The 21,131-nt window shown below is 46.9% G+C and carries 20 protein-coding genes and 1 riboswitch; of the genes, 15 read left to right on the forward strand and 5 right to left on the reverse strand.

Going from position 1 to position 21,131, the window contains the following annotated elements; translation table 11 throughout:
* Window positions 1-364 precede the first annotated feature (364 nt).
* Window positions 365-1,534 carry an ABC transporter substrate-binding protein gene (locus tag LUCIF_RS09575; RefSeq protein ID WP_122627666.1) on the reverse strand — a complete coding sequence of 390 codons (1,170 nt, stop codon included), beginning with the start codon at window positions 1,532-1,534 and terminating at the stop codon, window positions 365-367.
* A 217-nt stretch (window positions 1,535-1,751) separates the two neighbouring features.
* A riboswitch (glycine riboswitch) is annotated at window positions 1,752-1,846 on the reverse strand.
* Window positions 1,847-2,090: 244 nt separating this feature from the next.
* A complete protein-coding gene (locus LUCIF_RS09580) occupies window positions 2,091-2,630 on the reverse strand; it encodes a folate family ECF transporter S component (protein ID WP_207857358.1) in 540 nt (179 codons plus the stop codon).
* A gap of 200 nt (window positions 2,631-2,830) precedes the next feature.
* Between LUCIF_RS09580 and LUCIF_RS09585 the strand changes: the two genes are divergently transcribed.
* Genes LUCIF_RS09585 through LUCIF_RS09605 form a run of 5 tightly spaced genes read left to right on the forward strand, consistent with a single transcriptional unit; the run spans window position 2,831 to window position 7,398 of the window.
* Window positions 2,831-3,307 carry an NADH-quinone oxidoreductase subunit NuoE family protein gene (locus LUCIF_RS09585; RefSeq protein WP_122627667.1) on the forward strand — a complete coding sequence of 159 codons (477 nt, stop codon included), beginning with the start codon at window positions 2,831-2,833 and terminating at the stop codon, window positions 3,305-3,307.
* Window position 3,308: 1 nt separating this feature from the next.
* Window positions 3,309-5,183, forward strand: a complete 1,875-nt coding sequence (locus LUCIF_RS09590; protein WP_122627669.1) for an NADH-quinone oxidoreductase subunit NuoF — start codon at window positions 3,309-3,311, stop codon at window positions 5,181-5,183.
* A gap of 3 nt (window positions 5,184-5,186) precedes the next feature.
* The gene (locus tag LUCIF_RS09595; protein ID WP_122627670.1) at window positions 5,187-6,875 is read left to right on the forward strand and encodes a [FeFe] hydrogenase, group A; all 1,689 of its coding nucleotides are present in this window, start codon (window positions 5,187-5,189) and stop codon (window positions 6,873-6,875) included.
* A 5-nt stretch (window positions 6,876-6,880) separates the two neighbouring features.
* A complete protein-coding gene (locus LUCIF_RS09600; RefSeq protein WP_122627737.1) occupies window positions 6,881-7,132 on the forward strand; it encodes a (2Fe-2S) ferredoxin domain-containing protein in 252 nt (83 codons plus the stop codon).
* A 23-nt stretch (window positions 7,133-7,155) separates the two neighbouring features.
* Window positions 7,156-7,398 carry an NAD(P)H-dependent oxidoreductase subunit E gene (locus tag LUCIF_RS09605; RefSeq protein WP_122627672.1) on the forward strand — a complete coding sequence of 81 codons (243 nt, stop codon included), beginning with the start codon at window positions 7,156-7,158 and terminating at the stop codon, window positions 7,396-7,398.
* A 117-nt stretch (window positions 7,399-7,515) separates the two neighbouring features.
* On the opposite strand, the gene LUCIF_RS09610 is transcribed toward LUCIF_RS09605, so the two are convergent.
* Both LUCIF_RS09610 and LUCIF_RS09615 read right to left on the reverse strand, forming a co-directional pair.
* A complete protein-coding gene (locus tag LUCIF_RS09610; protein WP_122627673.1) occupies window positions 7,516-7,878 on the reverse strand; it encodes a response regulator in 363 nt (120 codons plus the stop codon).
* Between the two features lie 316 nt (window positions 7,879-8,194).
* The gene (locus tag LUCIF_RS09615; RefSeq protein WP_122627675.1) at window positions 8,195-11,491 is read right to left on the reverse strand and encodes a DEAD/DEAH box helicase; all 3,297 of its coding nucleotides are present in this window, start codon (window positions 11,489-11,491) and stop codon (window positions 8,195-8,197) included.
* A gap of 367 nt (window positions 11,492-11,858) precedes the next feature.
* On the opposite strand from LUCIF_RS09615, the gene LUCIF_RS09620 reads away from it, so the two are divergent.
* The 5 genes from LUCIF_RS09620 (at window position 11,859) to LUCIF_RS09640 (ending at window position 15,738) form a co-directional block, all read left to right on the forward strand.
* On the forward strand, window positions 11,859-12,194 hold the full coding sequence (locus LUCIF_RS09620) for a hypothetical protein (protein WP_122627677.1): 336 nt from the start codon (window positions 11,859-11,861) through the stop codon (window positions 12,192-12,194).
* Between the two features lie 168 nt (window positions 12,195-12,362).
* On the forward strand, window positions 12,363-13,163 hold the full coding sequence (locus tag LUCIF_RS09625) for a DUF2971 domain-containing protein (protein WP_122627679.1): 801 nt from the start codon (window positions 12,363-12,365) through the stop codon (window positions 13,161-13,163).
* A gap of 34 nt (window positions 13,164-13,197) precedes the next feature.
* Window positions 13,198-14,361, forward strand: coding sequence for an aldo/keto reductase (locus tag LUCIF_RS09630; RefSeq protein WP_122627680.1), 1,164 nt, complete (start codon window positions 13,198-13,200; stop codon window positions 14,359-14,361).
* A 56-nt stretch (window positions 14,362-14,417) separates the two neighbouring features.
* The gene (gene larE, locus LUCIF_RS09635; protein ID WP_122627681.1) at window positions 14,418-15,224 is read left to right on the forward strand and encodes an ATP-dependent sacrificial sulfur transferase LarE; all 807 of its coding nucleotides are present in this window, start codon (window positions 14,418-14,420) and stop codon (window positions 15,222-15,224) included.
* A gap of 55 nt (window positions 15,225-15,279) precedes the next feature.
* Window positions 15,280-15,738, forward strand: a complete 459-nt coding sequence (locus LUCIF_RS09640; RefSeq protein ID WP_122627682.1) for a GNAT family N-acetyltransferase — start codon at window positions 15,280-15,282, stop codon at window positions 15,736-15,738.
* Window positions 15,739-15,813: 75 nt separating this feature from the next.
* Here LUCIF_RS09640 and LUCIF_RS09645 read toward each other — a convergent pair whose 3' ends face one another.
* Window positions 15,814-16,056 (reverse strand): hypothetical protein, encoded by a 243-nt coding sequence (locus LUCIF_RS09645; protein ID WP_122627683.1) that lies wholly within the window; start codon window positions 16,054-16,056, stop codon window positions 15,814-15,816.
* A 130-nt stretch (window positions 16,057-16,186) separates the two neighbouring features.
* Between LUCIF_RS09645 and LUCIF_RS09650 the strand changes: the two genes are divergently transcribed.
* From LUCIF_RS09650 to LUCIF_RS09670, 5 genes are all read left to right on the forward strand, one after another.
* Window positions 16,187-16,615 (forward strand): GNAT family N-acetyltransferase, encoded by a 429-nt coding sequence (locus tag LUCIF_RS09650; protein ID WP_122627684.1) that lies wholly within the window; start codon window positions 16,187-16,189, stop codon window positions 16,613-16,615.
* Window positions 16,616-16,903: 288 nt separating this feature from the next.
* Window positions 16,904-18,145, forward strand: a complete 1,242-nt coding sequence (gene fabF, locus LUCIF_RS09655) for a beta-ketoacyl-ACP synthase II (RefSeq protein ID WP_122627685.1) — start codon at window positions 16,904-16,906, stop codon at window positions 18,143-18,145.
* Window positions 18,146-18,195: 50 nt separating this feature from the next.
* A complete protein-coding gene (locus tag LUCIF_RS09660; RefSeq protein ID WP_122627686.1) occupies window positions 18,196-19,083 on the forward strand; it encodes an AraC family transcriptional regulator in 888 nt (295 codons plus the stop codon).
* A gap of 177 nt (window positions 19,084-19,260) precedes the next feature.
* The gene (locus LUCIF_RS09665; RefSeq protein ID WP_122627687.1) at window positions 19,261-19,821 is read left to right on the forward strand and encodes an NUDIX hydrolase; all 561 of its coding nucleotides are present in this window, start codon (window positions 19,261-19,263) and stop codon (window positions 19,819-19,821) included.
* 71 nt (window positions 19,822-19,892) lie between these two features.
* Window positions 19,893-21,035: an HD-GYP domain-containing protein gene (locus LUCIF_RS09670; protein WP_207857360.1), complete on the forward strand. Its 1,143-nt coding sequence runs from the start codon at window positions 19,893-19,895 to the stop codon at window positions 21,033-21,035.
* Window positions 21,036-21,131 lie beyond the last annotated feature (96 nt).

Genomic DNA, 21,131 nt, shown 5'->3' on the forward strand with positions numbered 1-21,131 from the left:
TTTCTTAAGAAGAACGCGTTATTTTAGAAACAACCCGAAAAGTTATACTTTTTGATCCCACAAAAAACCCGGAAAGATCCTTTCCGGGCCATAATCAGACTAAACGAAGTGTTAAGAATTACAATTGGCTGCCGAGCTAAAATCGGTACTATTTATTATAGCCATTTATTTAGCAGATTACAAGTTTCTGCAAGAACGGTAAAAAGCTCCCGTGCCAACGGGAGCTTTTTAAAAGAAAAGGGTAGTAACCTCCGCTCGTCAAGTGACGTTTCTTCTGCCTAGGCAGATGCTTCTTTCCGACGGGGCCTTTGGCGCTCTGGGCCCTGCGCCATGGACCGAAAGAACTTGTCCGAGTTCTTTCTTGCTACGGTTTGACAGTTGCTTTAAACGTTTGTTTGCCGTCCTTCATTTCAATAATGACCGCATTTTTTACGGCATCGTGGGTAGCATTGATTGTAATCGCTCCGGTTATGCCCGGATAATCTTTCGTAGCGGCCAGTGCGGCGCGAATCTTGGCTGGATCGGCGCTATTGGCCCGCTTGATGGCGTCAATAAGTACGTTAGCCGCATCATAACCCAATACAGCCAGTGCGTCCGGCGCCTGTCCGTATTCTTTCTTATACGCTTCAACAAAGGCCTTGGAGGCGGCACTGGGATTGTCGATCGAATAATGATTGGTGAAATAGGTATTGTTTAAGGCCGCCGCCGAAGCAATTTCCACCAGTTTTGGCGAATCCCAGCCGTCGCCGCCGACAATGGGCACAGTAATTCCAAGTTCACGGGCCTGCTTGACAATTTTGCCGACTTCTTCATAATAGCCCGGCACATAGATAACTTCGGGATCCAAGGCTTTTATCTTCGTCAGGATCGTTTTAAAATCCTGATCTTTTTGCAAGTAGGCTTCCTCCGCTAAAATACTGCCGCCACCCTTGGTAAAGGCGTCTTTAAAGAAGGTGGCCAGTCCCTTGCTGTAATCACTGCTGTTGTCGATTAACAGGGCGGCTTTTTTTAGCTGTAACGTATTAAGAACAAAGTTAGCCCCTACCGTTCCCTGAAAAGGGTCAATAAAGCACACGCGGAAGGTGTAGTCTTTCACTTTGCCGGTTTTGTCGTCGACGGTAACCTTGGGATTGGTTGCCCCTGCCGCCAAAAAGGGAACTTTATTGGCTTCGGCTACGCTGGAAGCCGCGATGGCGTTCGAACTGGCGAAGATTCCGGTGACCGCAGCGACCTGGTCCTGGGTTATCAATTTTGTCATAGCATTCGCCGATTCAGAGGGTTCACTTTTATTATCCGCAATCACAGCCTGAATTTGTTTTCCCAGCACGCCTCCCTTGGCGTTGGCCTCTTTGATCGCCAGTTTCGCGCCGTTTGCCGCCGAGGTGCCCATAGTGGCGTTGCCGCCGGTCAGTTCGTCCAGAATACCGATTTTAATCGTGTTCGCAGCCGGACTGCCGCCGCAGCCGGCCAGAAATCCCGCCATGAATAACATGGCCATTATGATTGCCGTTAGTTTAAAACCAGTTTTATACATAAATAGTCGCTCCTTTTGCCATACCTGTTTTTACTCTGTCTTCTATGCTGCGCTATGGGAGACCAATGCGCAGCTGCTCAATCCGGTTCAGCCGGTTTTAACCAGCCCATATTACCCTCTCCTTTTACCAATAAAAATAAAATGAGTCAAATCAATAATGATTTGACTCCGGAGAAGACGCCGAAAAACAAAGCCCTAATTCTTTTATTAGGCATGCTTAAGCGTCTCTGTCCTTTTGCCTGAGAGATTTAATAGCGTTCTGCGCTATATTGCCCCTTCGGCGCCCTTGCGGGTCTCTCCAGAGTACCGTCTGCTAACGGTTCTTACTTAGATTTCTAAGCGCCTGAGAGTGTTATTCCTTCGGCGGGTCTTTGACCACTCTTCCGTTAAGCTTCATACGGTGAAAATATTAACTTATGCAAAATAAGTAACATACATTATTTTAATATACGGAAATGGAAAATACAATAAATAATTTACTCCGGGCCCTTGTGGTCTGTAACCCCCAATTCTATAGTTCTTCAATTCATCCTATAGCTTTAGAGTTTACAGACCACTAGCTATTCTTAAATAAGCGGGACCGGGCCGGATTCAGTAAGCGTTGGCAAACCATATAAATAAGAATTACATGGACAGGCAGCATAAGTAATCCTTTGATAATACGTCCGGTAATAAAAGTTTGGGCGGCTTTATGATACAAAATTGACAGCCATAACGTATTCATAACGACATCGATTAATAAAAAGACGGTGAGGCTTGCCCCAATTATGTTCGACAAAGTTATTTTCCGTTTGAAAAAATATAAACCATAAATAATCCCGGAGACAAAAGCACTGAGCGTGAATCCCGGAAAGAAGAGTCCCGGGGAAAATAATAAGCATCCCAGAATATCGGCGACAGCCGCAACGACTGCCCCGGCAAACGGACCAAAAAGCAGGGAATAAACGGCAACCGGCAGGAAGGCCAGATCAATGCGAATGAAGGGGGTTTGGATTGCGAGAATATGAGTTAAAACAATAGTAAGAGAAATAAACATAGCCGCCAATACGACGTTTCTGGTCTTTGACCAATGGCCGGCCGGAAAAAGAAAGTTCACTTTTATCACCTCTTAAGAGTGGAAGGAAGATATTACTTAATTATAAAGCTTTGGCAGCGAAGATGCTATCATGCCGGCAAAAAAGGCAGACAAAGTATTGATAAGAGAAAAAATTCACAAATTTACATTGCAATCATTTTGGGGATCAGGTACACTAAAAGTATGATAAAAAATTCACAATATCTGTCGGGAGGTCTGTTATGCACGGAGTGATTGATTTGGCGGAGATGGATGAAATTCTGAAAAAATACAGGTATGATCCAAGCAATATTATAGCCATATTGCAGGATACGCAGGCAAAATACAGATACCTGCCTAAGGAGGCGTTTTCGTATCTTTCGGCCAAACTCGGCCTTAGTACGGCCAAAATATACAGTGTTGCTACTTTTTATGAAAATTTTTCCCTCGAGCCGAAGGGTAAACATGTAATCAAGATTTGTGACGGAACGGCATGCCATGTCCGGAAGTCGATTCCGATTCTTGAACGATTGAGAGAAGAACTCGGGCTTTCCGAAACAAAAGTGACTACGGAAGACCTCATGTTTACCGTGGAAACCGTATCCTGTCTCGGGGCGTGCGGGCTGGCGCCGGTGCTTACCGTTAATGACAAGGTATATGCCGCCATGACGCCGGATAAGGCAAGCGAACTTCTGGCGAAGCTCAAGGAGGAAAACTAAGATGCTTTCAAGCAGGGAAGAACTTAACAAGGCAGTGGCAAGTTATAAAGAAGTACTGGCAGCGCAGAAAAAGAAGATCCTTGTCTGCGCCGGAACGGGCTGTGTGGCGGGCGGATCACTCGACATATATGCCGAGTTTGTCAGATTGATTCAGGAAAAGGGCATACCCTGCGCGGTAAGTCTGGAGCAAGAACCGCAGCATGATTCAATCGGAGTAAAAAAGAGCGGCTGTCACGGCTTTTGTGAAATGGGGCCGTTGGTAAGAATTGAACCGCAGGGCTGGTTATATATAAAAGTAAAGCAGGAAGACTGCGCCGAGATTCTGGCGGAGTCGATACTGGGGGACCGGTTTGTCGACAGGCTGGCCTATAAAAAGAACGGCCGGACCTATCCGACCCAGGAAGAGATCCCTTTCTACAAAAAACAGACCCGGTTGGTGCTCGAACACTGTGGGCATGTTGACGCCACCTCCATTAAAGAATATTTGGCTATCGGCGGCTATACGGCATTGGAAAAGGCTCTGTTTAGGATGAGTCCCGATGAAATTGTCAAAGTGATTGAGGAGTCTAATTTAAGGGGGCGCGGCGGCGGTGGGTATCCGGCCGGCCGCAAATGGGCCCAGGTCAAACGGCAGAAGGCGGCGGTAAAATATATCGTCTGCAATGGCGATGAAGGAGATCCCGGCGCTTTTATGGACCGGAGCATAATGGAGGGCGATCCGCACCGGATGCTGGAGGGAATGATGATAGCCGGCATAGCCTGCGGGGCTACGGCGGGATATATTTATGTACGCGCCGAGTATCCGCTGGCGGTTAGCCGTCTGGAGACGGCAATTGCCGAGGCAAGGGAATACGGTTTGCTGGGCACGGATATTTTGGGTTCCGGCCGGGAATTCGATATTAAAATAAGCAAAGGAGCCGGGGCTTTTGTCTGCGGCGAAGGAAGCGCCCTTACTGCGTCAATTGAAGGAAAGCGCGGCATGCCGCGGGTAAAACCGCCGCGAACGGTTGAACAGGGCCTTTTCGCCAAACCCACGGTGCTTAACAATGTGGAGACCTTTGCCAATGTGCCGCTGATTATTCAAAACGGCGCCGAGTGGTATCGGGCGATCGGGCCGGAAAATAGCCCCGGTACGAAAGCGTTTGCGCTGACGGGAAATATTGAAAATACCGGTCTGGTTGAGGTACCCATGGGGACGACCTTGCGCGAGGTTATCTATGAGATTGGCGGTGGCATGCGGGCCGGGGCGGGATTCAAAGCCGTACAGATCGGCGGGCCTTCCGGCGGCTGCTTAACCAAGGAACATCTTGACCTGCCGCTCGATTTCGACTCGTTGAAAAAAGCCGGCGCGATGATCGGCTCCGGCGGGCTGGTAGTTATGGATGAACACACCTGCATGGTTGAGGTAGCAAGATTCTTTATGAACTTTACCCAGAATGAGTCGTGCGGCAAATGCGTGCCGTGCCGTGAAGGTACGAAACGGATGCGGGCGATATTGGAACGCATTGTTGCCGGTCAGGGTGAACCGGAGGATATTGACATGCTTCTGGAACTGGCCGATATGATCTCGTCGACCGCGCTGTGCGGTCTGGGCAAGACTGCCGCCCTTCCTGTAATCAGCACGGTCAAAAATTTCCGGGCCGAATATGAAGCCCATGTGCTGGACAAACGGTGTCCCTCCAAGACTTGCCGGAAATTAAAACAGATCTATATTGACCGGGAACTTTGCCGCGGCTGTTCCAAGTGTTCCCGGGTCTGTCCGGTGGGAGCCATTTCCGGACGGATCAAAGAACCGTTCCAAATTGATACCGGCAAATGTATTAAGTGCGGGGCGTGCGTGAGTGCATGCGCGTTCAAAGCCGTAAAGGAGGACTGACACGTGAGCACGGAGTTTATGATAATCGACAATATGCCGGTGGAAATTGCCGGTGAGCAGAATATTCTGGCGGTGATCAGGAAAGGTGGCATTGAGCTGCCGACCTTTTGCTACTATTCGGAGTTATCCGTTTACGGCGCCTGCCGTATGTGCGTTGTAGAGGACAAGTGGGGTACTATTCACGCCGCCTGTTCGACACCGCCCAAACCCGGGATGGAAATACGCACCAATACGCCGCGGCTGCGGAAGTACCGGAAAATGATACTCGAGCTTCTTCTTTCCAACCACTGCCGCGATTGTACAACCTGTGAGAAAAACGGAAAATGCAAGCTCCAGGAACTCGCCCGGCGCTTTGGCATCAAACAGGTGCGGTTCAGCAATACGGCGGGAGATGCCGACATGGATACTTCGTCCCTTGCGATTGTCCGGGACAAAAGTAAATGTATACTTTGCGGCGACTGTGTGCGGGTGTGTGATGAAGTACAGAATGTCGGCGCCATTGATTTCGCATTTCGCGGCTCGCGGATGTGCGTTAGTCCGGCCTTTGATGAACCGATTGCCAATACGAACTGTGTCGGCTGCGGTCAGTGCGCGGCCGTGTGTCCAACCGGTGCGATCGTTGTTAGAAATGACACGGCAAAATTGTGGCAGGAAATCAGTGATAAGGACACTAAAGTGGTTGTTCAGATCGCTCCCGCCGTACGGGTCGGTATTGGCAAAGAACTTGGCCTTGGCGAAGGCGAAAATGTGATGGGACGGATTGTTGCCGCTTTAAGGCGGATGGGAGTTGACGAGGTATTTGATACGTCCACCGGTGCCGACCTTACGGTCCTGGAAGAAGCCGGAGAATTTATGTTCCGGCTGGAAAGCGGTGAGAAGCTGCCGTTATTTACATCATGCTGTCCGGCTTGGGTAAGATACGCTGAATTAAATCATCCCGAATTGATGGAGAACATCTCTACCTGCCGTTCACCGATGCAGATGTTTGCCGCGGTTCTCAAAGAGCAATACCGTCATTCCCACCGGCGGGTGGTAGTGGTGGCTGTTATGCCGTGTACCGCGAAAAAACAGGAAGCGGCCCGCGAGGAATTTATCGAAGACGGAGTCCGCTATGTGGATTATGTCATTAGCACCCAGGAACTGATTCAGATGATTAAGGAAGCGGGCATTGTTTTTGCGGAAATCGAACCGGAAGCGGTCGATATGCCTTTTGGGACCACGAGCGGCGCCGGCGTAATATTCGGGGTAACCGGCGGCGTTACCGAAGCGGTAATCCGGCGTATTTCCGATGATAAATCGGTATCTTCCCTGCGGGCTATCGCTTTTACCGGTGTCCGGGGGTTGGAGGGTGTAAAAGAAACCAGCCTGGATTTTGCCGGAAGGGAAGTTAAGATCGCCATCGTCAGCGGGCTCAAAAATGCGGCTCAACTGCTTAAAAAAATACAAAAGGGCGAAAAACAATATGATTTTGTGGAAGTCATGGCTTGTCCCGGCGGCTGCATCTGCGGGGCAGGACAACCGTTTATTGGCGGCGAGGGGAAATGGAACCGGAGCGCGGGACTTTATGAGGCTGACCGGATGAGCAATATAAAACGCTCGGAGGAAAACCCGGTGATCATGGCGCTTTATGGCGGTTTACTCAAAGGAAAGGTGCATAAACTGCTCCATGTGGATTATCGGAGAAAGGGATGAGCGGGATGATGAAAATTGAAGTTTGCATCGGCAGTGCCTGCCACATCAAGGGATCCTATAATGTAATCAATTCCTTTCAGCTGCTGGTCGAAGAATACGGATTAGCTGATCAGGTGGAGATTGACGCGGTGTTTTGTCTTGGTCATTGTACGGAAGCAGTATCCGTACGGGTTGATGCCGGCGAAGTGCAGAGCGTTTCCGGAGCGACCGCGCGGGAGTTTTTTAGCCAAAACATTTTGCCGGCAATAGGAAAATGATCATTCTTACGGAGGATTTATGAATGAAACCGTTGACTCTGGAAATCTGCGAGGGAACATCGTGCCATCTGCTGGGTTCACAGGATCTGCTGGAAGCCGTTGCGGCTTTGCCGCCGGATCAGCGGGAACGGATTGAATTACGGGAAGTATCCTGCCTGAAAAGCTGCCATCAAGGGCCGAGCGTACGAATCAACGGCACTGTGCTGCCGGATATGACCCCGGGCCGTTTAGTGGCCGTAATTCATGATTACCTGTCTGAAAGGTAAAGTGGCAAGGAATGAAAAAGGTGCAGCTCCGCCTTGGGGGAGAACTGCACCTTTCATCTTTTAAAATACCGAAAAGTAAAATACTTTTCTTCCATTTAAAGACCCTTTGGGTCTTTCTTATTTGGCGAGAACTTTACGGAGTGATTCCAGCACCCGGTCGGGCTGGAACGGTTTAACAATAAAATCGGCGGCGCCGGATTTTATTGCCTCGAAGACCATTGCCTGCTGCCCCATGGCGCTGCACATAATAATTTTAGCGGCCGGATCAACTTTTTTTATTTCTTTCACGGCCGTAATCCCATCCATATCGGGCATGGTAATGTCCATGGTGACAACATCGGGACGAAGTTCCTTATACTGGATGACTCCTTTTTCCCCGGTGGCGGCCTCGCCAATTACCTCATAACCATTTTGGGTAAGAATGTTTTTCAGCATCATTCGCATGAATGCCGCATCGTCGACAATTAATACTTTGGCCATAAAGCCTCCTGTTTTTTATTTCTTATAATATTGGTCAAAAATAATATGTATGGGTTTAACCGGTTATAGCGTTTTAGTTCATCACTGATTACAAAATTGTATGACATTCTGTCTTTGAAGTCAAGAATCCCAATTCACAGATGTATTACCGGGTAGGATTATTTAGCAAGGCCGGTGTCCTCCGGGAGACCTCCGGAAGCGTTAGTTGCCCAAAAAGGTACTGACTTATGGTGCTAAATGATATTTTGTCCCTTCCTGAAAATATTATTGGCTCAAAATCGGTGTTTTTCCGGGACTTGGCAGGTCTAATGATTTTTCAGGTTGAATCAAACAATTGCCGAATTTCGGTTTCGTTCATTTTGTTGAGAAAATTTTCGCCGGGTTTGATCAGTGTGTCGATCAACTCCTTTTTTTTCTGTTGTAAGAGGTAAATTTTTTCTTCAATGGTATCCTTCGTGATTAACTTGTATACTTGTACGGATTTTTTTTGACCAATGCGGTAAGCACGGTCGGTCGCCTGCTCTTCAACGGCCGGATTCCACCAGGGGTCATAATGGATGACCATGTCGGCCCCGGTGAGATTTAAGCCGGTTCCTCCTGCTTTCAAAGATATCAGAAACACTTCCCTTTCTCCGGCGTTGAACGAATGGACCAGTTTGATGCGGTCTGCCGCCTTGGTTGTGCCGTCCAGATAGTGATAAGAAATTTGGCGATGCTCCAGCCGTTGTTGGATCAACTGCAGCATAGCGGTAAACTGGGAAAAGAGCAGCACCCGGTGTCCGCTGCCGGCCGCCTCGCTGAGTATTTCCTCCAGCAGATCCAGCTTGCCGCTGCCGCCCGGATAATTTTCAACGAATAAGGCCGGATGGCAGCATATTTGGCGCAGCCGGGTGAGAAGGGACAGAATTTTGATCCGGCTATGTTCAAAACCATTTGCTTGTACTTCATTTTCAAATTCGGTTCGTGCTTTTAGCAACCAGGCGGCGTAAAGCTTAGACTGTTCCGGCGTCATTTCGGAGCTTAGCTTGCTTTCAATTTTTTCCGGCAGTTCATGCAACACTTCTTTTTTCATCCGCCGCAGAATAAAAGGTCGCGTATGCCATTTAAGGTTAGTGAGGGCGGTTTCCTCTTTGTTTTTTACGATAGGAATTTCAAAACGGCGAAGAAAGGAGGCATGATTTAACAAATAACCGGGCATTAAAAAGTCAAAAATGGACCAAAGTTCCGTTAAGGTGTTTTCAATGGGCGTTCCCGTCAGGGCAAAACAATTTTGGGCCCGAATCTGCTTGACGGCTCTGGCGCTGAGAGTCTGCGGATTTTTTATATGCTGGGCTTCATCCAGAAAGCAATAGCGGAATTCTTTGTCTTTATAAAACCGGATATCTCTTTTGATAAGACCATAAGAGGTTACGAACAGGTCGGTCCGGCTAAAATCCTGAAGCTGTTCGCACCGCTCGGCCTGCTGGCCGGCGATGACGGTTACTTTTAAGCCGGGGGTAAATTTAGCGGCTTCTTCCTGCCAGTTGTAAAGGAGCGAAGTGGGGGCGATAACAAGGGATGGTCCTGCCTTTTTTTCTTTCGCTGCCAGCAGGAAGGCCAGCACCTGCAGTGTTTTTCCCAGCCCCATGTCATCGGCCAAAATACCGCCGAGTCCATACTCGGCGAGTGAGTTCAGCCATTTAAACCCCGTCTTTTGATAGCTCCGGAGGTTGGTGTGGATACCTGGGGGAAGTCGATAGTCCGTATCCCGGGGTTCTTTGATGTCCTGTACTAATTTTTTAAAAGCATGATTCCGTTCCAGGGGAAAGTCGGCTGCTTCCCGAGCCAGGCTGTCAAGGTAAAGCGCGCGGTATTTGGGGAGTTCGACCTGTTGCTTTTCGAGGTCTGACGGACGGAGGCCCAGTTGGTCGATCAGAAAAGCGGCTGCCTGAAAATCCGGGGAGTCAAGTGGAATAAACGTACCATCCGGCAGACGGTGATAGTTTTTCTTGAGTTTATACGCTTCTAATAGGGCGAAAAGTTCCTGGCAGGACAAATCTTCATATTGCAGGGAAAATTCAAGCATATCGCTGGCCGGATTCAGTCTGACCCCGGCGGCGATCCGGCCGGGGAGTCTGATCCCGGTTGTTTTTAAACGATCCGAGTAATATATATCAGCCAAATCCCTTAGTTCAGGCAATGCTTGCCGTAAAAATTGATAGGCGGCCTCTTCAACAGGCTGAACGAAGATGTCTTGCTGCCGTTGAAAGCCATATTGCCGGAATAGCGTAAGCAATTGATTTTCTGCCGCTGTCTCTCGAATTAGCCAGAGATCATTGTCTTGGATTTCCGTCTGAGGAAAGGAAGCGGCCGGATTGACGACCGTTTCGCCGTAGTGAAATTCAATACGGGCACTGATTCCGGCATCAAACCGGTCCAGATAAACGCGGCTTTCAAGCGGTTCCTGCCGGAAGCGGGCATAAATTTCGCTATCCAGTGTAACCGAGCCGATGGTCTTAAGTGCAGGAAGCATAGCGGAGAAAAAGTCGGAGGCCGACGGCAAGGAAATCAGCACTTCATTTTTCTGGGTTTCATTCAGACATGTTAGGAACGGTCCAATGTACCGGGAAAAATCTGCATCCACTCTATAAATAACCTGATGGTAATAAATATATTCGAAATTAGTATCCAAGCCGTAAAACATATTGCCATCCAAGACGGGAATAAGCCGCAGCCCCTCCCGGCTCATTTTCACCTCCAGGTTTAAGGGAGGCCTTCCGTCGTTAATTCTGACCCCATGGACCGGATTGCCGTTAATGACCATAGGAAAGGGCCTGTCGGCAACGGCAGTGAAAAATTTTTGCAGGTTGGAGGTGGTCATTTTAAATTGCCGGGGATTCGCAAAACAGGAAGTGGAAGAGTAAGACCAGGACGAACGCTGCTTGTCCTCTAAATAGGCTTGCTGCATTAGTTGCAGCAAAGCTTGTGATACGGCATCAAAACGGGTTGTGCGCGGCTCAAAAACAAAATGTTTGCCAAAAATAATTTTTTCATCCCCTGTAGCAGCGTTCAAAAACTGGGTAATGTCTTTCAGAATATACATCCGTTCATTGCCGATGGTGAATTCCAGCCAGCAGTTTTTTTGTCCGCCGTTTAACGAAAAAAAGAGAGTCGGCAGGAGTTTGGCAGGAGTTTGGCCGGTAGGACCGGAGTAACCGGCGGCCTCATTCGTGAAAAATGTTAACAGCTTCCGCACTGCCCGGGATGATAACGAAGTTTTCTGCCTCTGTTCCGGCGAGAAAGGAAGCGGTTGAGCCGGCGGAACCATTATTTCTTCCGGAAAATACTGAGTCCAGTTCTTCTGGAGAGTCATGAATACGGCGACGAGATGTTTACAGGCTCCCGGGTAAGAAGAAAAAGCCGGACAGTCACAGCTGTAATGGGTGATTTTTTTATTCTGGTCGAACTGTACCTCAATATTGTAAAGCTGCCCGCCTTCCACCTGGGCCCAAAACCCTTGTCCGCCGGGCAGCAATTGCAATTGCCGAACATAGTGGTTGCGATAGTAGAGAAAGCCCCGGCTGTACGATGCGGAACCGGCTGCCGCTGTTTTAATCCATTGATCTGTTATCATACACGGATTAATCTCCTTAATCTCTTAGTTGCCTACGGGTTGTGCCAGGGTAGAGTTTTTGTTGTAGGGCAAAAGTCCTATTATCTATTTATAATAATTTGTCGATAAAATAAATGTTGGAGATCTCCTCTTTATTCCTTGTCATAGACCCTCACGCCGGTGGGGGTCTACTATTTTGTCTCCTCTTTATTATAATTTGTCAATGATAACATTAACACTGCTTAATCCGAATTTTATACAAATAAAATGATTTTCCGATATTTTAGGTTTATAATATTTATAAATATATTTTTGTTACAAATAGCCTTGTTTAGTAATTGACGGTACTATTTGCCCACTTCTTATATTATTTGAGGAGTTGATATTTATGAGTATTCGGCCCTTGGACATGCAAACAATCCTGCCTCAGGCGACAACGGTTAGTAAAAACCAGCATGCAGCCGAACACCAAAATACATTACAGCAGCAGGGGTTTGCCGAACAATTGCAGCAAATCGCTGATAAACGTCTGCACCAAATACAAAATGTACCTAAAAACGAACAAGGCAGGGTACAGCGGGAGAAACATTTCAAGGAGCAACACGCCAACGAACAGCAGGCGGATGATAACCAGGAAAATAGAAAATACCAAAATCACAGCAACGAGGAAGAAGATGCGGGCAAGGACCCAAGCCGGGGCAGTCACATTGATATAAAGGCGTAGCTGAGGGGGATAATCCCCCTCATTTTATTTTTCCGGGGATTTTCCCGTCGTACCCCGAGCCCTGCCCCATGAGCCGAAAGACCGCATAGCGGTTTTTCTCACAGAATAGAATTGCCGGTTCAGCCGCATACTACATTGTTGCCAATTGTGATTTTGGAGGGCTGCAGAATGGAGACGCGACCACCTAAGTTGTACAAATATTGTCCCTGGAATGATTACGCCAAAGATATACTGCTGGAGAACAGGGTATATTTTAATTCGGCGGAAAGTTTTAATGACCCTTTTGACGGCAATGTTGTTTTGGCTGACATGGATGGAGCAATGGAAAAATGGCTGGAGCGGTTTAAGCGGGCCTTTGCCGCCGTTCATAACAGAAACCTGACCGAAGAGGAACAGCGGGCAATCGGCGACACATTGGCTAAAATGAGTTTGCGGGAAAGAAAACAATATTTTGAAAAGAATATTGTCGATGTATTGCGCAAAGCAATGGGGATATGCTGTTTCAGTGCGGAAAACCGTAATATTGTTATGTGGTCTCATTACGCCGATAATCATAAAGGAATCTGCCTGGAGTTCAACCACTCCAATTCCGGGGGATTCGGTGCCAGTAAAGTAAGTTATTATGCCGAATATCCCAGCCTGAACTACATTTCCGCTTCCGATGCTGAACTGAGTATCAACCGCTTCTGTATTAAAGCCGTCGATTGGCAATATGAACAAGAATACCGGGTGATAATGCCTAACAAAGCCAAAGCGAAAATACCTTTTCCGCCGGAACTGCTAGTGGGCGTTATTGCCGGCTGCTGCATGCCTGATGAGAAACTGGCGGAGTTGATTGGGCTGTTAGAAAACAGACTGTTGCCAATCACTCTTTATAAAGCCCGAAAAAAAGAACGGGAATTTGGTCTGGACATTGCCAGAGTGGGTGACTATGGCTTGACTTCGAGTGCACTTGAAGATATAGAATAAATTTATTATCATAATATCGAAGGGAGCGTTTGTTTTGTTATACAGAACCTATGGGAAGACAAAGGAACCGGTTTCTGTTTTAGGTTTTGGCTGCATGCGGCTGCCTGTTCTCGGGAACGACCCGACCAAAATCGATGAAGATAAAGCGATAAAAATGATCCGTTATGCAATTGATAACGGCGTAAATTACGTGGATACCGCCTATCCTTACCATGGTAACGGCATTACTCATGCCGGAGCGAGTGAACCCTTTGTTGCCAAAGCACTTAAAGATGGCTACAGAGAACGGGTAAAGTTAGCGACCAAACTTCCCAGTTGGCTGATAAAATCCAGAGCCGATATGGACCGTTATTTAAATGAGCAATTGCAGCGGCTGGAGACGGATACAATTGATTTTTACCTGGTACATACCCTGGGGTCGCATACCTGGCCTGTTTTAAAAGAGGCAGGAATTACGGAGTTTTTGGACCAGGCTGTCAAAGACGGCAAAATTAAATATGCAGGTTTCTCCTTCCATGATAGGGTTGGTTTGTTTAAAGAAATCATCGATTATTATGACTGGTCCTTTTGTCAGATCCAATATAATTATTTGGACGAGAATTACCAGGCAGGGAAAGAAGGCCTGATGTATGCAGCACAAAAAGGATTGGGCATTGCCGTTATGGAACCGTTAAGGGGCGGCAAGCTTACTGACGGTCTCCCCACGGAAGCGCTGGATTTATTCCGGCAGGCCGATGTGCCAAGAACGCCGGCGGAATGGGGTTTACGCTGGGTATGGAACCATCCGGAAGTTTCCGTTGTCTTAAGCGGCATGACAACACTGGAGCAAGTAACGGAAAATGTAAAATTGGCGGAAACCGCCCGGCCGAATTCTCTAACCGCGAAAGAACTGAAGATTATTGAGCAGGTTAAAGCTCTCTATAAAGAAAGAATAAAAGTGAATTGTACGGCCTGTGCCTATTGTATGCCCTGTCCTGCGGGAGTAAATATTCCCGGCTGTTTCTCAATATACAACGATTATTCGGTTTTCGGCGGAACGCCGGAAACGAAAGAACGGTATAAGTTTATGTATAACTTCCGACTGGATTCAAAAGCCCATGCTTCGAAATGTGTGGAATGCGGCAACTGTGAAAACCATTGCCCGCAGGGAATTGCCGTCCGGCAGGAATTGCAAAAGGTACAAGCGCTTTTTGAATAGAAGTTTATACCTTAATTGCTGCTTGCAGCACTATAAACAGCAGGAGAAGATAACGAATGATAAACAATGAGAAATATACGGAACTAATTAAGTATTTGCAGAAGATGGAAAAGGTTGTTTTAGCTTTCTCCGGCGGAGTGGACAGCACATTTCTGCTTAAGGCTGCGCAGGAAGCCCTCGGCGATAATCTGAAAGCAGTAACCATCCTTTCAGCGTATATTCCCAGATGGGAGATTGAAGAGGCCCGCAAGCTGGTTGCCGAATTAGGCGTCCGGTACGAAATCATAGAAGCGCCCATTATTGATGAAATCAGGAATAACCCGGAAAACCGGTGCTATCTTTGCAAGAAGGCCGTATTTGCCATGATCCAGGCTCTTGCTGAACGGGAAGGGTATAATTATGTTATTGACGGGACGAATTTCGACGATACCGGTGACTACCGGCCGGGCTTGAAGGCCTTAGCGGAACTCAATGTAAAAAGCCCTCTCCTGGAGTGTAAATTAGGCAAAGCGGAAATAAGAGCCTTGTCGAAAAAATTAGGTCTGGGCACTTGGGATAAAGCGCCTTATGCATGTCTGCTTACCAGAATACCTTACGGCACTGAATTAAAAGTAGAGGATTTTGTGAAAATCGAAAGTGCCGAAAGATATATGATGGATTTGGGTTTTAAAGCCGTCCGGGTGCGCTGCCACGATAATCTGGCCAGGATTGAAGTGCCTGCTAAGGACCGGTGCAAATTATTTAATGAGACCATCCTGGATCAGATTGCCGCGAAATTCAGGAAGTTTGGTTTTCGTTACATAACGCTGGACCTGGAAGGATACCGGGTAGGCAGCTTTAATGAAACGTTGCCGGAATCTTAAGTTGTAGTTAACCTGGCAAACAAGCGGAAAGACGGAACGGTGAGGGGGCACGATCATGCCGGGGATACGAAGAGCCAGGAAAGCGGATTGTAAGACATTAACCGCCATCGCCGTTCGGTCCGAGGCTTACTGGGGCTATGATTCCGGCTATATGGAGAAGTTTACATCCGTCTATAAAGTAACGGAGGATTTTATCGGGCATAACCCAGCCTTTGTTATCGAAGAGAATGAAGAAATTATTGGTTTCTATGGTGTTTTAATCGGACCCGGCGAAATCTCCCTGGAATATCTTTATATTGAGCCGGAAAGCATCGGCAAAGGCTATGGAAAGTTATTATGGAATCACATGGTTAATACGTGCAATAAGCTGGGCATTAAAGAGCTGACAATCCTGTCCGGCCCGCAGGTGAAAGATTTTTATGTCAAAATGGGAGCGCTGCCGGCGGGGGAAGTAAGGTCACTTGTTGTCAAAGACCGTAAAATTCCCCGCTTCCTTTTTTCGCCGGAGAAATAGAAAATTGACAAAACCCCTGTAAATTCCGGCCGAATCTACAGGGGTATCTATTTCGTTATTCGTCTTGACGGGGTTTTACTGCAATTCTCCACGAAGACGGGCCAATTCGGCCTGGTCTTCGCGATAGTACCACCTGACGGATTTACCGACGACACAGCGCAGCGCATCTACTTTTCCGGCAATTGCCAGCTTTCTCATCTTCACTATATTAAACCCGTTTACTGAAAAGTAATTAGTTGGAATAAACCCTCTGTTAATAAGCCTTTTGCGATAGTGCACAAAATCTTTAGCATCCATGTCAATATGCCATATGGCCATACAGATCCCAACCCTTCTTTTAACGGTTCATATGTATACATTATATACTGTTTTATTTTAGTCATTGTTAACTCCGGGTAAACACTACATTAAAAAGTAGTGTCCTACATTGCAACAGGGAGGCGGTACTATGGAGAATAAAATAACAATCCGGGAAATGAAGATTGAGGACTATGCCCAGGTCTGGCAGCTTTGGTCAAGTACTGAGGGAGTTGGCTTGAGTGATGCCGACACGCAGGAAAATATCAGTCTGTTTCTAAAGCGAAATGCCGGGTTGAGTTTTGTCGCTGAAACCGGAGGGCAAGAGATTGTCGGCGCCATACTCTGCGGGCATGACGGCAGACGAGGCTACCTCCATCACTTAACGGTAAATGCTGCTTACCGGAGGAACGGAATTGGCCGCCGTTTAGTCGAAAATTGTTTTCGCCGGCTTAAACAGGCGGGGATAAGGAAATGTCATTTGTTTGTTTTCAAAGATAATCATCTGGGTATGAATTTTTGGCATAAGACCGGTTTTCTTACCCGAAATGACTTGCATATTCTTTCCCGGGATGTTTGAATGTCACAACGCAAAGGAATAAAGGCCCGAACCCATCTTGAGGTTCGGGCCTTTCCTTTATGGGATCGGAAAGTATAACTTTTCGGGTTGTTTCTAAAAATAACACATTCTTCTTACAATCGAAAAGTAAAATACTTTCCTTCCACTTAAAGACCCTTTGGGGCTTTCTTGAATAAACAAAAAGCAAAAGTTGTTCATTTTTAATTGCGGCTGCGTGTTACAGTAAGTAAGGATTTCAGTTTGGGGCCTATTTGGTAAGACCAGAGTCAAATAAAGGAGGATTAGACGATGCATAAACGTGTGGTAATTACGGGAATGGGAGCGGTTACTTCTCTGGGGATGGGGGCGGATAAACTTTGGCATTCCGTAAAAAGCGGGAATTCCGGCATCAGCCGGATTGAAAGGATTGATGTAGCGGACTTCCCTACGCAGGTTGCGGCGGAAATAAAAGACTTTGATCCCGGTTATTTTATGGATAAAAAAGAAACCCGGCGAATGGACCGGTTTGCCCAATATGCCGTGGCGGCGACGAAAATGGCGCTTGAAAACTCGGGATTAAGCGATGCTGCAATTAAGTCACGGCGGACCGGCATGATAGTCGGTTCGGGCATAGGGGGACTGGAAACACTGGAGAATCAGCACCGTGTGTTACTGGAAAAGGGGGCGGACCGGATCAGTCCCTTCATGGTGCCGATGATGCTGCCCAATATAGCGGCGGGAATGATTGCCATTAAGTATGGAATTCAAGGATTTGTTGAATGTGTTGTGACCGCCTGTGCTTCTTCCAGCAATGCCATTGGCGATGCTTATAAATTAATCCAAAGAAATGCCGCCGACATTATGATCGCCGGCGGAACGGAGGCGCCGATTACCCGCCTGGCTATGGCCGGGTTCTGCGCCAGCAAAGCGATGACCAGGAACCCGGACCCTAACACTGCCTGCAGGCCTTTCGACAGGGAGCGGGATGGATTTGTTATGGGGGAAGGAGCAGGAGTGCTGATTCTCGAAGAATTGAATCATGCCCTGAAGCGAGGGGCGGATATTATTGCCGAGGTGGCAGGTTATGGCTGTACCAATGATGCCTACCATATAACGGCAACTGCCCCGGGCGGTGAAGGCGCCGCCGAGTGTATAAGGCTGGCTTTGGCTGATGCCGGTTTGCCGCCGGAGGATATTCAATATATTAATGCTCATGGTACTTCAACGGAGTTAAACGATAAAGCCGAAACAGCCGCCATAAAGTCTGTATTTGGCGGTCACGCCGGTCAGTTGGCCGTAAGCTCGACAAAATCAATGACCGGCCATCTGCTGGGAGCTGCCGGAGCTGTTGAGGCGATTGTTACCGCCTATGCCATTAAAGACGGTTTTATACCGCCCACGATAAATTATAGAAGTCCCGATCCGGAATGTAATCTTGACTATGTTCCGAACCAGGGGAAAAAAGCGGCGATTACCCATGCGCTTACGAATTCCTTTGGCTTTGGGGGACAGAATGCAACTTTGGTTCTAAAAGCGTGTGAAATGTTATAAGCGTTTATCCGCTACTGGGCGATAGTTGTTTAAAGGAGGGAGGATGTCCAATGGATTTAAAGGCAACCATCGCAGAATGTATTCGTTATGTTGAAGACAATCTTTATGAAAAGATTTCCCTGGATGACGTCGCCGGGTATTGTGGAATATCAAAATATTATTTGCATAGGATGTTTAAATCATTGACGGGAGAACCATTAATGGATTATGTCCAATCCCGCAAACTCTCATCCAGCCTAGGCGAACTGAAAGATACGAATAAACGGATCATAGACATTGCCATGGATTATGGTTTTGATTATGAACAGTCCTATATTAGAGCATTCCGGAAAAAATTTGGGGTTACACCCCTGAAAGTCAGGTCGGAACCGGTGTCACTCAACATTCAAGAGAAAATAAACGTAGATGAAATTTTATCAGTCAGTAATTCGGTGGTATACAAACCGTCATTTATGTTTAAACAAAGATTTTTCCTGACTGGTGTAAAGCATAAGATTATGAGCAAGTCCGGCGACAAAGTTGCCAACCTTTATGGGCGGGATTTCTTCTATAATCATAAGCAGCGGATTCCCAATCCGGTTGATTCGCGAGTTTACTTCGGCTATACGGACTGGAGTGATAATGAAAACGGCTGTATCTATTATATGCCGTCCATTCAAGTGCAGGATCTAAATCATATACCGGCGGGAATGGAAGGAATCTCCATACCCGCCCATAAATACGTAGTTTTTCGTTTTGTCGGCTTTTTTCGTCCCGACGACATAAACGGCAGACAGGTAGGACGCCTGCTGGTTCACATGTATTCTAAATGGATTTTTAAGTCGGGTTATAAATTTGCCGATACATTCCGGTTTGAATATATTGATACCCAATTATCCAAAGATAATTACTGTGAGTTGGATATATATCAGCCGATTGCAGATGCCAATAAAAATTAAATGGCCAAAATTGAAAAAAGGAATCCAATTTCAAGAAGATGTGCAGTGTATTGACTACAAAACGCCTGTGAAAATTAGTTTGATTTAGCAGGCGTTTTGTATTTTTACAGAAAATTATATAATACTTATTGTATCGTCCTGTTTTTGGTGAATTTTAGATGAAAGCGGGAAAAAGAAATGGATTGGATTGAATTAATAAAAGAATACGACCCTTTCAATGAACAGGAAAAAAAGGACCAGGCAATGATTTTAGATTGTATTGCCGGTTTTGACGATATTTTGACCCGGAATAACCGGCTTGCCCATATAACAAGCTCGGCCTTTGCTGTTAATAAAACCAAAAATAAAGTGTTAATGGTACATCATAATATATATAATAGCTGGTCATGGACAGGCGGCCACGCGGACGGAGAGACCGATTTATTAGCCGTCGCGATGAGAGAATTAACGGAAGAAACCGGTGTGAAACGGATTCGCCCGTTGACGGAGAAGATCTTCTCCTTGGATGTACTCCCGGTAGCCGGGCATATCAAAAGAGAAGAATATGTGTCGGCTCATGTGCATTTATCAGTTGCCTTTCTGATTGAGGCGGATGAGAAAGAAAGGCTTATTGTTAAAGCCGACGAGAATAGCGGTGTTCAGTGGATTCCTATGGACGAGATAACTATATATTCCAATGAACCACATATGCGGAAAGTCTACAACAAAATAATTGCCAAGCTTAGGAAATTATTTTAAGTATTTTTCCTTAATTTTCGATATATATAGTAGAACCGGTGGACGGCATGCTTATCGTGGGAGGTGGTTCTATGCAAAAAATAACGCTGGAGGAGATACGGCCGGGCGTGTCCTTAACAAGACCGCTTATTGCAGATGATGGTACGGTTTTACTTCATGAGGGCATAGAAATGAAGGAACGGTATATTGAATATCTGCGTAGAAACGGAATTACCTCCCTGTTTATTGGGGACCCGGAAGTTAAAGGCACGGCTGATAGGGAAGGAAATATCTATGACCAGGAACAACGGCAGGAAGCCGTGAAAGCTGCCCGGGAGCAAGTCAATCAGTTTAGGGTTGGTAAAGGAATACATCTAGAGGGAGTAAAGGACATTGTCGCCGACATAATTAACCGGGTTGGCCGGGACCCGGAAAAGATGCTTTATCTTCTGGACATCCGCCGCAAAAAAGAATATATGTTTTCTCATGCCGTTAATACTTGCATTTTGTCAGTTATGACCGGAATGGGTATGGGATATGACGCTAGCCAGTTAAATGAGCTGGGGTTGGCAGCCATGCTCCATGATATTGGGAAAATTAAATTTTCCCGGCAGTTAGCGCTGCAGTTTCCTGAATATTTGTCAAAAGAATCCAGGGAGGAATACCGGCGGCATTCATTCTACTCTTTGGAGATCCTACGGGAAAACCCCGCTTTGTCCGATAATGTCATTAACGCCTGTTTTCAGCATCACGAACGCTGGAACGGCAGCGGTTATCCCATGGGCATTAAGGGAGAAGCCATTTCCGAGTATGCGCAGATTATCGGCATTGCCGATGTTTATGACCGTTTAATTACGGGGCTGCCGCACCGTCTGCCCACGCCGGTATATTTTGCCGTTGCCATTCTGAATAGAGCCGCGGGAGACTATTTTAACCCGGCTATTATCGACCATTTTAACCAAAATGTGGCCATTTACCCGATGGGTAAGACGGTACGGCTTAACAATCAGCAGAACGGCGTGATTCTTGGTGTAGGCATAAAAAATAAAACAACTCCCATCGTTCGCATTACTTCAGACAAGGATGGTAAACCAGTCAATCAGGTCGTTGAACTGGATCTTTTAAAGAATCCGGAACTGTTCATTGTTGATTTTGAGGATCCTTATTTCAGTTACACTAAGGCATATGCCGACCGCGTCTATAACGACAATACCAAAAGAGGGGCTGATGCCTGATAAGAGCCGGTTTCCCAGATTAAAAAAAGTACCCCCCATCAAACGGTGGGGGGTCAATCGTAGAAAACGTGTGTAATTGTTATCGCATTTATTATC

Source organism: Allolucifera butyrica (assembly GCF_900476375.1).
GTDB classification, from domain to species: domain Bacteria; phylum Bacillota; class Negativicutes; order Sporomusales; family UPPP01; genus Lucifera; species Lucifera butyrica.